Annotated in this window: 10 protein-coding genes and 3 tRNA genes; 1 reads left to right on the forward strand and 12 read right to left on the reverse strand. The window is 60.6% G+C overall.

Annotation, left to right across the window (positions count from 1 at the left end):
* Positions 1–19: 19 nt before the first annotated feature.
* From rpoC to ABIN98_RS10485, 12 genes are all read right to left on the reverse strand, one after another.
* Positions 20–4219: a DNA-directed RNA polymerase subunit beta' gene (gene rpoC / locus ABIN98_RS10430; RefSeq protein ID WP_346909738.1), complete on the reverse strand. Its 4200-nt coding sequence runs from the start codon at positions 4217–4219 to the stop codon at positions 20–22.
* A gap of 101 nt (positions 4220–4320) precedes the next feature.
* On the reverse strand, positions 4321–8460 hold the full coding sequence (gene rpoB / locus ABIN98_RS10435; RefSeq protein ID WP_346909740.1) for a DNA-directed RNA polymerase subunit beta: 4140 nt from the start codon (positions 8458–8460) through the stop codon (positions 4321–4323).
* 185 nt (positions 8461–8645) lie between these two features.
* Entirely contained in the window at positions 8646–9023 is a 378-nt protein-coding gene (rplL, locus tag ABIN98_RS10440; RefSeq protein ID WP_346909741.1) for a 50S ribosomal protein L7/L12, read from the reverse strand.
* 61 nt (positions 9024–9084) lie between these two features.
* Positions 9085–9603: a 50S ribosomal protein L10 gene (gene rplJ / locus ABIN98_RS10445; protein WP_346909743.1), complete on the reverse strand. Its 519-nt coding sequence runs from the start codon at positions 9601–9603 to the stop codon at positions 9085–9087.
* A gap of 323 nt (positions 9604–9926) precedes the next feature.
* Positions 9927–10622: a 50S ribosomal protein L1 gene (gene rplA / locus ABIN98_RS10450; RefSeq protein WP_346909745.1), complete on the reverse strand. Its 696-nt coding sequence runs from the start codon at positions 10620–10622 to the stop codon at positions 9927–9929.
* Positions 10623–10626: 4 nt separating this feature from the next.
* On the reverse strand, positions 10627–11055 hold the full coding sequence (rplK, locus tag ABIN98_RS10455) for a 50S ribosomal protein L11 (RefSeq protein ID WP_346909746.1): 429 nt from the start codon (positions 11053–11055) through the stop codon (positions 10627–10629).
* Positions 11056–11232: 177 nt separating this feature from the next.
* Positions 11233–11763 (reverse strand): transcription termination/antitermination protein NusG, encoded by a 531-nt coding sequence (gene nusG / locus ABIN98_RS10460; protein WP_346894994.1) that lies wholly within the window; start codon positions 11761–11763, stop codon positions 11233–11235.
* Between the two features lie 57 nt (positions 11764–11820).
* Positions 11821–12018: a preprotein translocase subunit SecE gene (secE, locus tag ABIN98_RS10465; protein ID WP_346894992.1), complete on the reverse strand. Its 198-nt coding sequence runs from the start codon at positions 12016–12018 to the stop codon at positions 11821–11823.
* A 104-nt stretch (positions 12019–12122) separates the two neighbouring features.
* Positions 12123–12198 (reverse strand) — tRNA-Trp (locus ABIN98_RS10470).
* A 126-nt stretch (positions 12199–12324) separates the two neighbouring features.
* The gene (gene tuf / locus ABIN98_RS10475) at positions 12325–13515 is read right to left on the reverse strand and encodes an elongation factor Tu (protein WP_346909731.1); all 1191 of its coding nucleotides are present in this window, start codon (positions 13513–13515) and stop codon (positions 12325–12327) included.
* Positions 13516–13681: 166 nt separating this feature from the next.
* Positions 13682–13755, reverse strand: a tRNA-Gly gene (locus ABIN98_RS10480).
* 22 nt (positions 13756–13777) lie between these two features.
* Positions 13778–13862, reverse strand: a tRNA-Tyr gene (locus ABIN98_RS10485).
* A 366-nt stretch (positions 13863–14228) separates the two neighbouring features.
* Here ABIN98_RS10485 and ABIN98_RS10490 point away from each other — a divergent pair.
* The gene (locus ABIN98_RS10490; RefSeq protein WP_346909748.1) at positions 14229–14681 is read left to right on the forward strand and encodes a MarR family winged helix-turn-helix transcriptional regulator; all 453 of its coding nucleotides are present in this window, start codon (positions 14229–14231) and stop codon (positions 14679–14681) included.
* Positions 14682–14694 lie beyond the last annotated feature (13 nt).

Raw genomic sequence — 14694 nt, forward strand, 5'->3', positions numbered from 1 at the left:
CCGAAATCATGCGGCAGGCTTATTCGGCCGCGCCGCTCAGATCTTCCAGGAGGCCTTCGGCAGCACTTTCGGAAGATTCCTTACGCTGCTGTTCCTGGATCAGATCGTCGCGATGGGTCGCGATCTGACGGATACGCTTCATGACACCGCCGGTACCGGCCGGGATCAGACGTCCGACGATCACGTTCTCCTTCAGGCCGACCAGCGGATCGACCTTGCCGTTGACCGCGGCGTCGGTGAGGACGCGCGTGGTTTCCTGGAAGGAGGCCGCGGAGAAGAACGAGCGGGTCTGCAGGCTTGCCTTGGTGATACCCAGGAGAACCGGGTTGCCCTTGGCTGGCTGCTTCGCGTCGTTGACCGCCCGTTCGTTGGCTTCCTCGAAGTCGATTCGGTCGATTTGCTCGCCCGGGAAGAACTCCGTATCGCCCGCATCGGTGACTTCGATCTTCTGCAGCATCTGGCGAACAATCACCTCGATGTGCTTGTCGTTGATCGTCACACCCTGCAACCGGTAGACCTCCTGGATCTCGTTGACGAGATAGGCCGCGAGCGCTTCTACGCCCTTAACCGCCAGAATGTCGTGCGGCGCCGGGTTGCCGTCGAGGATGTATTCCCCCTTCTCGATGGCGTCGCCTTCCTGAAGATGGAAGTGCTTGCCCTTCGGGATGAGGTATTCCACGGGCTCCATGCCCTCCTCGGCCGGATCGATGATGATGCGGCGCTTGTTCTTGTAGTCGCGGCCGAAGCGGATCGTCCCGGAGATTTCCGCGATGATCGCATGGTCCTTCGGACGGCGAGCCTCGAACAGTTCGGCTACGCGCGGCAGACCACCGGTGATGTCCTTGGTCTTGGCGCTTTCCAGCGGGATACGGGCCAGAACGTCACCGGCCTTGACCTTGGAGCCCAGCTGGACCGACAGGATCGCATCCACCGAGAGCAACAGACGGGCATCGCTGCCGCGGCTGGTCTTCTCGATCTCGCCCTTGTCATTCTTGATGATAATGGCCGGCTTGAGATCCTGGCTGCGCTGCGACGAACGCCAGTCGATGACGACACGCTTGGTAATCCCGGTCGCCTCGTCGGCCGTTTCCTGAACCGAAGCCCCATCGATGAGGTCTTCGAAGTCCACGATACCGTCGACTTCGGCGAGCATCGGACGTGTATAAGGATCCCATTCCGCGATCCGCTGGCCGCGCTTGACGGTGTCGCCGTCATCCACGTGCAGCTTGGAACCGTAGGTGACCCGGTGAACCGCACGCTCGTTGCCGTCGCTGTCTACGACCACGATGGACATGTTGCGGACCATGGCAATGAGATTGCCGTCGGAGTCGCGCTGGACGTTGCGATTGCGGATCTTGATAGACCCGTCGACGTTGGATTCGATGAACGAGGAGTCCACCACCTGGGCCGTACCACCGATGTGGAAGGTACGCATGGTGAGCTGCGTTCCCGGTTCCCCGATCGACTGGGCCGCGATCACGCCGACCGCTTCACCCAGGTTGACCGGGGTCCCGCGGGCCAGGTCACGGCCGTAGCAGGTCGCGCAGACGCCGGTTTCGGTTTCGCAGGTCAGCACCGAGCGGATCTTAATCTGCTGGACCTTGGCCGCCTCGATGATTTCCACGTCCTTCTCGTCGATCAGCTTGCCTTTCGGCACGATGATCTCACCGGTGGCATGATTGTAGACGTCTTCCGCCGTGGTCCGGCCAAGGACGCGCATGCCGAGCGATGCGATGACGTTACCGGCATCGACGATCGCCTGAACGGTGATGCCGCGTTCCGATCCGCAATCCGGCTCAAGGATGATCGAATCCTGGGCCACGTCGACGAGACGACGGGTCAGGTAACCGGAGTTCGCCGTCTTCAAGGCGGTGTCTGCCAGACCCTTACGGGCACCGTGGGTGGAGTTGAAGTACTCCAGAACCGACAGGCCTTCCTTGAAGTTGGAGATGATCGGGTTTTCGATGATCTCACCGGACGGCTTCGCCATCAGGCCGCGCATGCCGGCCAGCTGCTTCATCTGCTGGGGCGAACCACGGGCACCGGAGTGCGACATCATGTAAACCGAGTTGATCGGCTTCTGACGGCCGCTCTCCTCGTCGATCTGAACCGCGGAAATGCGCTTCATCATCTCGTCGGCGACGCGATCTGTACACTTGGCCCAGGCATCAACGACCTTGTTGTACTTCTCACCCTGGGTGATCAGACCGTCGTTGTACTGCTGCTCGTATTCCGTCGCCATGGCAGACGTATCGGCAACGAGCTTGGCCTTGGTGTCCGGGATCACCATGTCGTCCATGCCGAAGGAAATCCCGGCGCGGCAGGCATTGGTGAAACCGAGCTGCATGATCCGGTCACAGAAGATAACCGTCTCCTTCTGACCGCAGGCGCGGTAGACGGTGTCGATCATCTTGGAGATTTCCTTCTTCGTCATCAGCTTGTTGCAGGTGTCGAAGGGAACCTCGTGATGCTTCGGCAGAAGCTCTGCGATGAGCATGCGGCCAGGCGTGGTTTCGAAGATGTCGCTGGTCGGATTGCCGTCGGCATCGACGCCCTTGTACCGGCCGCGGATCTTCGTGTGCAGCGTGATGACCTTGTTGGCCAGCGCGTGGTGGATCTCACCGATGTCGCCGAAGGCCATGCCTTCGCCCGGCTCCTTCTCTGCCATGATCGACAGATAATAGAGGCCAAGGACGATGTCCTGAGACGGCACGATGATCGGGCCACCGTTCGCCGGATGCAGGATGTTGTTGGTCGACATCATCAGCGTACGTGCTTCCAGCTGGGCTTCCAGCGAAAGCGGTACGTGAACGGCCATCTGGTCACCGTCGAAGTCGGCGTTGAAGGCCGAACAGACGAGCGGGTGCAGCTGGATCGCCTTGCCCTCGATCAGGGTCGGTTCGAAGGCCTGGATGCCGAGACGGTGCAGCGTCGGCGCACGGTTCAGGAGAACCGGGTGCTCGCGGATGACCTCGTCAAGGATATCCCAGACTTCCGGACGTTCCTTTTCCACCAGCTTCTTGGCCTGCTTCACCGTGGAGGAGAAGCCCTTGGCGTCGAGGCGGGAGTAGATGAACGGCTTGAACAGCTCCAGCGCCATCTTCTTCGGCAGGCCGCACTGGTGCAGCTTGAGTTCCGGTCCCACGGTGATGACCGAACGGCCGGAATAGTCGACGCGCTTGCCGAGCAGGTTCTGACGGAACCGGCCCTGCTTGCCCTTGAGCATGTCGGACAGCGACTTCAGCGGACGCTTGTTGGCACCCGTGATGACGCGGCCGCGACGGCCGTTGTCGAACAGGGCGTCAACGGATTCCTGCAGCATGCGCTTTTCGTTCCGGATGATGATGTCCGGAGCGCGCAGTTCCATCAGGCGGCGCAGACGATTGTTCCGGTTGATCACACGCCGGTACAGATCGTTCAGATCCGACGTTGCGAACCGGCCGCCGTCGAGCGGAACCAGCGGACGCAGATCCGGCGGAATGACCGGAACAACGGTCATGATCATCCATTCCGGGCGATTGCCGGATTCCATGAACGCTTCGATGACCTTCAGCCGCTTGGCGAGCTTCTTCGGCTTCAGTTCCGTCGTCGCCTCGGCAATCTCCACGCGCAGCTTCTCGCTTTCGCGCTCCAGATCGAGGCTCATCAGGATCTCGCGGATCGCTTCGGCGCCGATCATGGCGGTGAAGGCGTCCTCGCCGTATTCGTCCTGGGCAGCCACATAGTCTTCTTCAGACAGAAGCTGATGCTGCTTGAGCGGGGTCAGGCCCGGCTCCAGAACGACGTAGTTCTCAAAGTAGAGAACCCGTTCCAGGTCCTTCAGCGTCATGTCCAGCAGAAGGCCGATGCGCGACGGCAGCGACTTCAGGAACCAGATGTGCGCAACCGGAGCGGCCAGTTCGATATGGCCCATCCGCTCGCGGCGCACCCGGGAAAGCGTGACTTCGACGCCGCACTTTTCGCAGATAACGCCCTTGTACTTCATGCGCTTGTACTTGCCGCAAAGACATTCATAGTCCTTGATCGGGCCAAAGATACGCGCGCAGAACAGACCGTCCCGTTCAGGCTTGAACGTACGGTAGTTGATCGTTTCCGGCTTTTTGATTTCGCCGAAAGACCAGGACATGATCTTCTCCGGGCTCGCAAGCGAGATCCGGATGTTGTCGAAGGTCTGTGTCGGAGCCTGCTGATTGAACAGGTTCATGACCTCATGATTCATGGTCTATCTCCTTCGATGCACGGCGGGGGAGCGAATCCGCCTTCACGCTCCCCTCTGCCTGCATTCCAAGTCCAAATTCGGTCTTTTTCATGCCCATCCGGTTACTCGGCCGCATCTGCAGCCGGTTCATCGGTGATCATGGGCTGGTCGGTACGCTGCAACTCAACGTTCAGACCCAAAGACCGCATTTCCTTAACAAGCACGTTGAAGCTTTCCGGAATGCCCGCTTCGAAGGTGTCGTCGCCGCGGACGATGGCCTCGTAGACCTTCGTACGACCAGCCACGTCATCCGACTTGACGGTAAGCATTTCCTGCAGCGTGTAGGCTGCACCGTAAGCTTCAAGCGCCCAGACCTCCATCTCGCCGAAGCGCTGACCGCCGAACTGCGCCTTGCCGCCCAGCGGCTGCTGGGTAACGAGCGAGTACGGGCCGATCGAACGGGCGTGGATCTTGTCGTCGACCAGGTGGTGGAGCTTCAGCATGTAGATGTAGCCCACGGTGACCTGGCGGTCGAACTCTTCCCCGGTCCGGCCGTCATAGAGGGTCGACTGACCCGACGGCTTCAGGCCGGCGATATTGAGTGCCTCGACCACATCCGGCTCACGCGCACCGTCGAAGACCGGCGTCGCGATGGAAACGCCCTTCTTGAGCTGCTCGGCCAGGCGTTCGATGCCTTGATCATCGTACTCCTTGACGTTGTCGCCCTTCAGGTTGTCGCCGTAGATCTCGACGATCTTGCCACGAAGCTGATCGATCTCGCCGGACTTGCGGTACTGATCGTAGAGTTCCCCGATCCGCTTGCCCATACCGGAACAAGCCCAGCCCAGGTGCGTTTCGAGAATCTGTCCGACGTTCATGCGCGACGGCACGCCGAGCGGGTTCAGCACGATATCCACGTGGGTCCCGTCTTCCAGGAACGGCATGTCCTCACAGGGGTTGATCTTGGAGACCACGCCCTTGTTTCCGTGACGGCCGGCCATCTTGTCGCCCGGCTGAAGCTTGCGCTTCACGGCAACGAAGACCTTGACCATCTTCATGACGCCCGGCGGCAGTTCATCACCGCGCTGCAGCTTCTCCACCTTGTCGATGAAGCGCTGCTCGAGACGCTTGCGGCTGTCGTCGTACTGACCGCGCAGAGCCTCGATTTCGCTCATGAACTTCTCGTCGTCGACGGCAAACTGCCACCACTGCGACCGCGGGAACTCGTTCAGGGCGTCGCCGTCCAGAACGGTGTCCTTCTTGAAGCCCTTCGGCCCGCCGATGGCGGTCTTGCCGAGCAGCATTTCGGCCAGGCGGCCATAGACGTTGCGGTCGAGGATCGCCTGTTCGTCATCCCGGTCCTTGGCGAGACGCTCGATTTCCTCGCGCTCGATCGCCATGGCGCGCTCGTCCTTTTCCACCCCGTGGCGGTTGAAGACGCGCACTTCCACGACCGTACCGGAAACCCCCGGCGGCAGGCGCAGGGAGGTGTCGCGAACGTCGGATGCCTTTTCGCCGAAGATGGCGCGCAGGAGCTTTTCCTCCGGCGTCATCGGGCTTTCGCCCTTCGGCGTGATCTTGCCGACGAGGATATCGCCGGGATGCAGTTCCGCACCGATATAGACGATCCCGGCTTCATCGAGGTTCTTCAGCGCTTCTTCCGAAACGTTCGGAATATCGCGGGTGATTTCTTCCGGACCGAGCTTGGTATCACGCGCCATCACCTCGAATTCCTCAAGGTGGATGGAGGTGAACACGTCGTCGGAGACGATGCGCTCGGACAGGAGGATGGAATCCTCGAAGTTGTAGCCGTTCCAGGGCATGAACGCGACCAGCACGTTCCGGCCGAGCGCCAGATCGCCGAGATCCGTGGACGGACCGTCGGCGATGATGTCGCCCTTGTGGACCACGTCACCGACACGCACCAGCGGACGCTGGTTGATGCAGGTGTTCTGGTTGGAACGCTGGAACTTCATCAGCCGGTAGATGTCGACGCCGGACTTGCCCGGGTCGAGATCTTCCGTCGCCCGGATGACGATACGGGTCGCATCGACCTGATCGACCACGCCGGTACGGCGGGCGCCGATGGCGGCGCCGGAATCACGTGCCACGACGGCTTCCATGCCGGTACCGACGAACGGTGCCTCGGCGCGGACCAGCGGCACGGCCTGACGCTGCATGTTCGAGCCCATGAGGGCGCGGTTGGCGTCATCGTTTTCCAGGAACGGGATCAGAGCCGCGGCGACCGACACGAGCTGCTTCGGTGACACGTCCATAAGATCGACGCGTTCCGACGGAACCATCATGTTCTCGCCGGCGTGACGGCAGGTGATCAGCTCTTCGGTGAAGTGACCGTTGGCGTCGTAGACCGCGTTGGACTGGGCCACATAGTGCTTGGCCTCTTCCATGGCGGACAGATAGACGACCTCGTTGGTCACCACGCCGTCCTTCACCTTGCGGTACGGGCTTTCGATGAAGCCGTACTTGTTCACGCGAGCAAAGGTGGCGAGCGAGTTGATCAGACCGATGTTCGGGCCTTCCGGCGTCTCGATCGGGCAGATACGGCCGTAGTGGGTCGGGTGCACGTCGCGCACTTCGAAGCCCGCACGTTCGCGGGTCAGACCGCCCGGGCCGAGGGCGGACAGGCGCCGCTTGTGGGTGACTTCAGACAGCGGGTTGGTCTGGTCCATGAACTGGGACAGCTGCGAGGAACCGAAGAACTCGCGCACGGCGGCAGCCGCCGGCTTGGCGTTGATCAGGTCCTGCGGCATGACCGTGTCGATCTCGACCGAGCTCATGCGTTCCTTGATCGCACGTTCCATGCGCAGCAGGCCAACGCGATACTGGTTTTCCATCAGCTCGCCGACCGAGCGCACCCGGCGGTTGCCGAGGTTGTCGATGTCGTCGATCTCGCCCTTGCCGTCGCGCAGTTCCAGGAGAACCTTGATGACGGACAGGATGTCTTCCTTGCGCAGCACGCGGACGGTGTCCTCGCACTCCAGGTCGAGGCGCATGTTCATCTTCACGCGGCCGACCGCGGACAGATCGTAGCGCTCGTCGTCGAAGAACAGCGACTGGAACATGGCTTCGGCGGTGTCGATCGTGGGCGGCTCGCCCGGACGCATCACCCGGTAGATGTCGAACAGCGCGTCCTCGCGGGACTCGTTCTTGTCGACGGCCAGGGTGTTGCGGATATAGGCGCCGGTGTTGACATGGTCGATGTCGAGGATCGGCAGCTCATGATAGCCGCGTTCCACCAGCTCTTCCAGGGTCTTGCCGGTGATCTCGTCGCCGGCCTCGGCGAAGATCTCGCCCGTGGACGGATCGACGATGTCCTCGGCCAGGTACTGGCCGTGCAGGTCCTCGTCAGTCACCTTCAGGGCGGTCACGCCCTTTTCGGAGAGCTGCTTGATGGTACGCGCGGTGATCTTGCGACCGGCTTCCACGACCACTTCGCCGCTGTCGGCGTCAACCAGATCGTAGGAGGCCTTGGCCCCCTTCAGACGGTTGCCGTCGAACGGCATGCGCCAGGTGTTCTCGGCAGTCCGGGTGTAGTCGATCCGGTTGTAGAACGTGTTGAGGATCCCCTCGCCGTCCAGGCCGAGGGCCATGAGCAGAGAGGTGACCGGGATCTTGCGCCTGCGGTCGATACGCGCATGGACGATGTCCTTGGCATCGAACTCGATGTCGAGCCAGGATCCGCGATAAGGGATCACACGAGCAGCGAACAGGAGCTTGCCGGACGAATGGGTCTTGCCCTTGTCGTGGTCGAAGAACACACCGGGCGACCGGTGCATCTGGGAAACGATGACGCGCTCGGTGCCATTGACGACGAAGGTGCCGTTGTCCGTCATGAACGGCATGTCGCCCATGTAGACATCCTGTTCCTTGATGTCCTTGACGGACTTCGCACCGGTGTCTTCGTCGACATCGAACACGATCAGACGCAGGGTGACCTTCAGCGGAGCGGCAAACGTCATGCCGCGCTGGCGGCACTCGTCCACATCATATTTCGGCGTCTCGAATTCGTAGGAAACGAATTCCAGCAGAGAGGTACCCGCAAAATCCGAAATCGGGAAAACGGACTGGAAGACCGCCTCCAGACCGTCATTGATCCGGCCGCCGCCGGGCAGCTCGTCAACTTGCAGGAACTGGTCGTATGATGCCTTTTGAACCTCGATGAGGTTAGGCATTTCCGCAACATCGCGGATGGATCCGAAAAACTTCCGGACCTTTTTGCGACCGTTGAACGTTTGGGTCATTGTCGCTCCTCGTATCGGCCGGGTAACGGCTGGCCGAAACGCCCCTTTTCCAATCGGGCCTGAGCCCGGGCGCTTCGGAAAACCGTCCCCCTATTGGGACTTTTGCCCCGGACACGGGAAACTCCCGCCGGGGCCAGAAAACGGTCCCGGATTGCTCCGGGACCGCTGTTGGGCGTTAAGCCCGATTACTTCAGCTCGACAGAAGCGCCGGCTTCTTCCAGCTTCTTCTTCAGCTCTTCGGCTTCGTCCTTGGAAACGCCTTCCTTGACCGGCTTCGGAGCGGACTCGACGAGTTCCTTTGCTTCCTTCAGGCCAAGACCGGTGATTGCGCGGACTTCCTTGATCACGTTGATCTTCTTGTCGCCGGCAGACGCCAGAACGACGTCGAACTCGGTCTTTTCTTCTGCAGCAGCAGCGCCTTCACCGCCGGGAGCAGCAGCAGCAACTGCGACCGGAGCAGCAGCGGAAACGCCCCACTTTTCTTCCAGAAGCTTCGACAGTTCAGCAGCTTCCATAACGGTCAGCGCGGACAGTTCATCTACGAGCTTTTCGAGATCAGCCATTTTATTTCTACCTTAAAGTTCGAACCAGTATTGGTTACAGACAGTGTTTGTTTGGGTCGCCTTATGCGGCCTCGTCCTTCTTGGCGTACGCGCCGAAGACGCGGGCAAGCTGCCCGGCCGGAGCGTTGACAACCTGGGCGATACGGCTCGCCGGGGTCTGGATCATGCCAACCAGCTTTGCACGCAGCTCGTCGAGCGACGGCATGGTAGCCAGAGACTTGACCCCTTCCGGGTTCAGGTTGGTGGAGCCGAGAGCACCGCCGAGGATCACGAGTTTCTCGTGTCCCTTGGCAAAATCAACGACAGCTTTCGGGGCTGCGACCGGATCTTCCGAATAGGCGATCAGGGTCGGGCCGGAAAACAGGTCGGAGATGTGCTCCAGTTCCGTGCCTTGAAGGGCAAGTTTCACAAGGCGGTTTTTTGCGACTTTGACAGAACCGCCAGCTGCACGCACCGATGCCCGAAGGGCCGTCATCTGCGCAACCGAAAGGCCTGCATAGTGCGCGACAACCACAACGCCGGTATCACCCAGCTCGCTGTTGAGGGCCGTCACGAACTCGTGCTTTTCCGCTCTTTCCACTTGCCTTCTCCATTTGGCGGCGTTTCCGCCGCCGGTTTGCCTTTGCCGCCTGCTTAGGCCCCGAACCCGGGGCGTCTGCAAGCGACGCTCAAGGGTCCTGTCCCCTCGACACATGCGAAACGCAAGCGGCAAGGCCTGGTTCGAACCTTCTGCCCGTTCCCGGGAATTCGGTTCTCACCCATCTATGCAGGCCCATGTGGCTTAAACCGGTTTCCCGGCACCTGCAGTCTCGGACAGGGCGACCCGGCTATCCGCCGGATCTATCCAGCCGGTCGCCCGGCTGGAATTCTGTTGGCGCGCCGGCCTCGGACCGGCGCTTTAAATCACTCGGCGAGGCTCGCCAGATCGACCTTCACGCCCGGGCCCATGGTGGAGGACACGGCAATGCGCTTCAGGTAAGACCCTTTGGATCCGCTCGGCTTGGCCTTCTGGACAGCATCCAGCAGCGCCTTGATGTTCTGCTCCAGCGCTTCCAGCGAGAAGGAGACCTTGCCGACGCCGGCATGAACGATCCCGGCCTTCTCGACGCGGAACTGAACCGCCCCGCCCTTGGCATCGTTGACGGCAGCCGCCACGTCCGGGGTCACGGTTCCGACTTTCGGGTTCGGCATCAGGCCGCGAGGGCCGAGCACCTTACCGAGACGGCCGACCAGCGGCATCATGTCCGGCGTTGCAATGCAGCGATCGAACTCAATCTTGCCGGACTGGACTTCAGCGACCAGCTCCTCGGCACCGACGATATCGGCGCCAGCAGACTTGGCTTCTTCAGCCTTGTCGCCACGGGCGAACACGGCAACCTTGACGGTCTTGCCGGTGCCGTTCGGCAGAATGCACACGCCGCGGACCATCTGGTCTGCGTGACGCGGATCAACGCCGAGGTTGATGGCAACTTCGACGGTTTCGTCGAACTTGGCCTTGCCGCGTTCCTTGACCATGCCAAGCGCTTCGCCGAGAGCATAGGTCTTGTTGCGATCAATGCCTTCGCGGGCAGCGCGAACTCGTTTTCCTACCTTCGCCATGACCTTACCCCTTAACCTCGAGACCCATGGAACGGGCGGAGCCTTCGACCATCAGCATTGCTGCCTCGACGTCGTTGGCGTTCAGATCCTTCATCTTGGCTTCGGCGATTTCACGCACCTGTGCCTTGCTGACGGAACCGACCGTGCCGCGGCCCGGAGTCTGCGAGCCTTTCGGCAGCTTGGCGGCCTTCTTCAGGAAGAAGCTCACCGGGGCGGTCTTCACCTCGAACGTAAAGGACTTGTCGGTGAAGTAGGTAATGACGGTCGGGCACGGCGCACCCTTTTCGACATCCTGGGTCTGCGCGTTGAACGCCTTGCAGAATTCCATGATGTTCAGACCGCGCTGACCGAGTGCCGGACCAATGGGGGGCGACGGCGTCGCGGACCCTGCCGGCACCTGCAGCTTCAGGTAACCTTCAATTTTCTTCGCCATTTCTCTCTCCAATTACCGGAGTTCGGCAGTTGATCCCCGAACTCCTGGGGAGTTGGTGGTCCGGTCCTAGTGAGCACCCGGCGAAGAGTGCCCGAACCTGCCACCGACTTTTACTCCCGGCACATCCGTTGCGGAGCTGCCGGGCCACACACACGCCGCCGCAGCGGCGCAACACGATCAGATCTTGTCGACCTGACCGAATTCCAGCTCCACAGGCGTTGCCCGGCCGAAGATGGACACCGCGACCTTCAGGCGGGCGCGCTCGTCGTCGACTTCTTCCACCAGTCCGGAGAAGGACGCAAACGGCCCATCGGAAACGCGAACCTGCTCGCCGACTTCGAAGCTGACGGACGGCTTCGGCCGATCAACACCTTCCTGCACCTGGTGCAGGATCTGCATGGCTTCGCGCTCCGGGATCGGCATCGGCTTCTGGTCGGATCCCAGAAAACCGGTTACCTTCGGCGTATTCTTGATCAGGTGATACGCATCGTTGGTCATTTCCATCTTCACCAGCACGTAGCCGGGGAAGAACTTGCGCTCGGTATCGACCTTGCGGCCACGGCGCACTTCAACGACCTTTTCCATCGGAACAAGGATTTCCTCGAAAAGATCGGACAGCCCCTGCTGCTCGGCCTTTTCGCGGATGGCCTCAGCCACCTTCTTCTCGAAATTCGAATAGGCGTGCACAATGTACCAGCGCTTGGCCATGACCCTCAGATCCGTTCTTTTTCTTCTAAACTGTTCCGCCGCTCAACCAGTGGGCCCTTAACCGCCCAAGCCCAGAAGCAGGCTCACGCCCCAACCCATGAGCTGATCGGCGACGAGGAAAAAAATCGACGCGATCGCCACCATGATGAACACCATCACGGTTGTAACCCCGGTCTCGCGCCGTGTCGGCCACGTCACCTTGGATACTTCGGAGCGCACTTGCTGAACAAATGTAAAGGGATTGGTCTTCGCCATTCCGATTCCGGTCTGTTAAATGCGAGTGGGCGCGCGAAAATGCTTCGCGCGCCTCACCCGAGAAACCTATTTAAGCCCTCAGGAGCCGATGATCAAGAGCAAAATGGCAGGGGCGGAGGGTCTCGAACCCCCGACCTACGGTTTTGGAGACCGTCGCTCTACCAACTGAGCTACACCCCTTCAAGAATGACCGGTCCGAATAGATCCCGACTGGCCTTGCTCCTGATAGTCCCTCCGCCCTGCCTTGGCAAGATGTCGGGACAAATGAATGCCGGGCAGATTTGCTGCCCGGCATTCGAATTCATCTTACTCGATGATGGAAGCGACGACGCCTGCACCGACGGTGCGGCCACCCTCGCGGATAGCGAAGCGCAGGCCTTCTTCCATGGCGATCGGCACGATCAGCTCGACGTCAACCGACACGTTGTCGCCCGGCATCACCATTTCCGTGCCTTCCGGCAGCGTCACAACACCCGTCACGTCCGTCGTACGGAAGTAGAACTGCGGACGGTAGTTCGTGAAGAACGGCGTATGACGGCCGCCTTCTTCCTTCGTCAGGATGTAGGCTTCGGCCTTGAACTTCGTGTGCGGGGTCACAGAACCCGGCTTGCAAAGAACCTGGCCGCGCTCAACGTCCTCACGGCCAACGCCGCGGATCAGGGCGCCGATGTTGTCGCCGGCTTCACCGCTGTCCAGCAGCTTGCGGAACATTTCAACGCCGGTAACCGTCGTCTTCTGCGTGTCCTTGATGCCGACGATCTCGACTTCTTCACCAACCTTGACGATGCCACGCTCGACACGGCCGGTCACAACCGTACCGCGGCCGGAGATCGAGAACACGTCTTCGATCGGCATCAGGAACGGCAGATCCTTCGGACGTTCCGGGGTCGGGATGTAGGCATCCACTTCAGCCATCAGCTGACGGATCGCGTCGCGGCCGATGGCCGGGTCGCGGTTTTCAACAGCTGCCAAGGCAGAACCCTTGACGATCGGAATGTCGTCGCCCGGGAACTCGTAAGAAGACAGCAGTTCACGGATTTCCATTTCGACGAGCTCGAGAAGCTCTTCGTCGTCGACCTGGTCAACCTTGTTCATGAACACGACCAGAGCCGGAACGCCGACCTGACGGGCAAGCAGGATGTGCTCGCGGGTCTGCGGCATCGGGCCATCGGCGGCCGAAACCACCAGGATCGCGCCGTCCATCTGGGCAGCACCGGTGATCATGTTCTTCACGTAGTCGGCGTGACCAGGGCAGTCAACGTGAGCGTAGTGACGGTTTTCCGTCTCGTACTCAACGTGGGCCGTGGAGATCGTGATGCCGCGTGCCTTTTCTTCAGGCGCTGCGTCGATCTGGTCATAGGCCTTGGCTTCCGCGCCGCCGGCTTCAGCCAGCGTCATCGTGATCGCAGCAGTCAGCGTGGTCTTGCCATGGTCAACGTGGCCAATCGTGCCAATGTTGACGTGCGGCTTGTTACGCTCAAATTTTTCCTTCGCCATCGGCGTCGCTCTCTGTCCAATACGTGTAATCGTTAAAGGCTCGAGGCGGGACGCTTTCCGGCGCTTTGGACGTATCCGCAGACGACGAATTGCTTCCCGTATGTTCTGTTCAGGATTTCCGGGCGAAAGCAGCTTCCGTTCCGGACACTCCGATCAGCACCCAAGATGGAGCGGGTGAAGGGAATCGAACCCTCGTCATCAGCTTGGAAGGCTGCTGCTCTACCATTGAGCTACACCCGCGCACCGGAGGTTGGCCGGACGATGGTGGAGGAGGTTGGATTCGAACCAACGTAGGCATAGCCAACGGATTTACAGTCCGTCCCCTTTAGCCACTCGGGCACTCCTCCATCTCGTCCTGCTTCGCGCCGAAGCGTTCAGGATGGCTTCACGAAGAGCCCGCCCGGAGGGGCGAGCAATCCCGTGGCGCGTGTTATGCAGATGACGGGTAGTGGTGTCAACGCCGATTTGCAGATCATTTGGAAAATTTCCCAACTTTGCACTTCTCCGCCCTCCCGCCGGGGCACGAAAGCATTTCAGGTTCCGGAATTATCTTTATTTGCAGTCAATTGCGAGGCGTCATCTCATGGTAGAATCCGGCAGTTCTCCGCAGTTAACGTCCGGTCTCACGCGCAACAGCCACAATTTAATTGTTGTAGCTACAACCAATTACGTTGTATATGCAACATCATCCGACTTCCGGAGAACCGAACCCGATGGATATTGAATGGACGGGCCGTGTTTGCCTGGCCCATGCCGCCAGACGAACGGCCAATCTGGTCACCCGCCATTATAATCGCTATCTGGCGCCGCTCGGCCTGGAGGTCACCCAAGCCGTCCTGCTCGGCGTGATCGGCTCCGGCAAGGCGGAGTCGTTAAGCGCGCTCGCCCGGCTGATGGGCATCGAACGCTCCACTCTCCAGCGTAACCTGCTTCCGCTGGAGCAGGCAGATCTCGTTCGCAAAAACAAGAAGGGGCCGAAGCAGGTCGTTCCGGAACTGACCGCACTAGGCGAAGAACGACTGGCGGAAGCTTATGAAGCCTGGCAGCTGGCTCAGAACAGCCTGACCGACATGCTTGACGAACCGGATGCCGATGCGATCCGGACGCATCTGTCGGCCCTGCGCAAGGCTGTCCACCGCCTGGAAGCAACAACCCCCGCCGAATGACCCCTTGAGATGG

The sequence above is a fragment of the uncultured Roseibium sp. genome (assembly GCF_963675095.2).
Taxonomy (GTDB): domain Bacteria; phylum Pseudomonadota; class Alphaproteobacteria; order Rhizobiales; family Stappiaceae; genus Roseibium.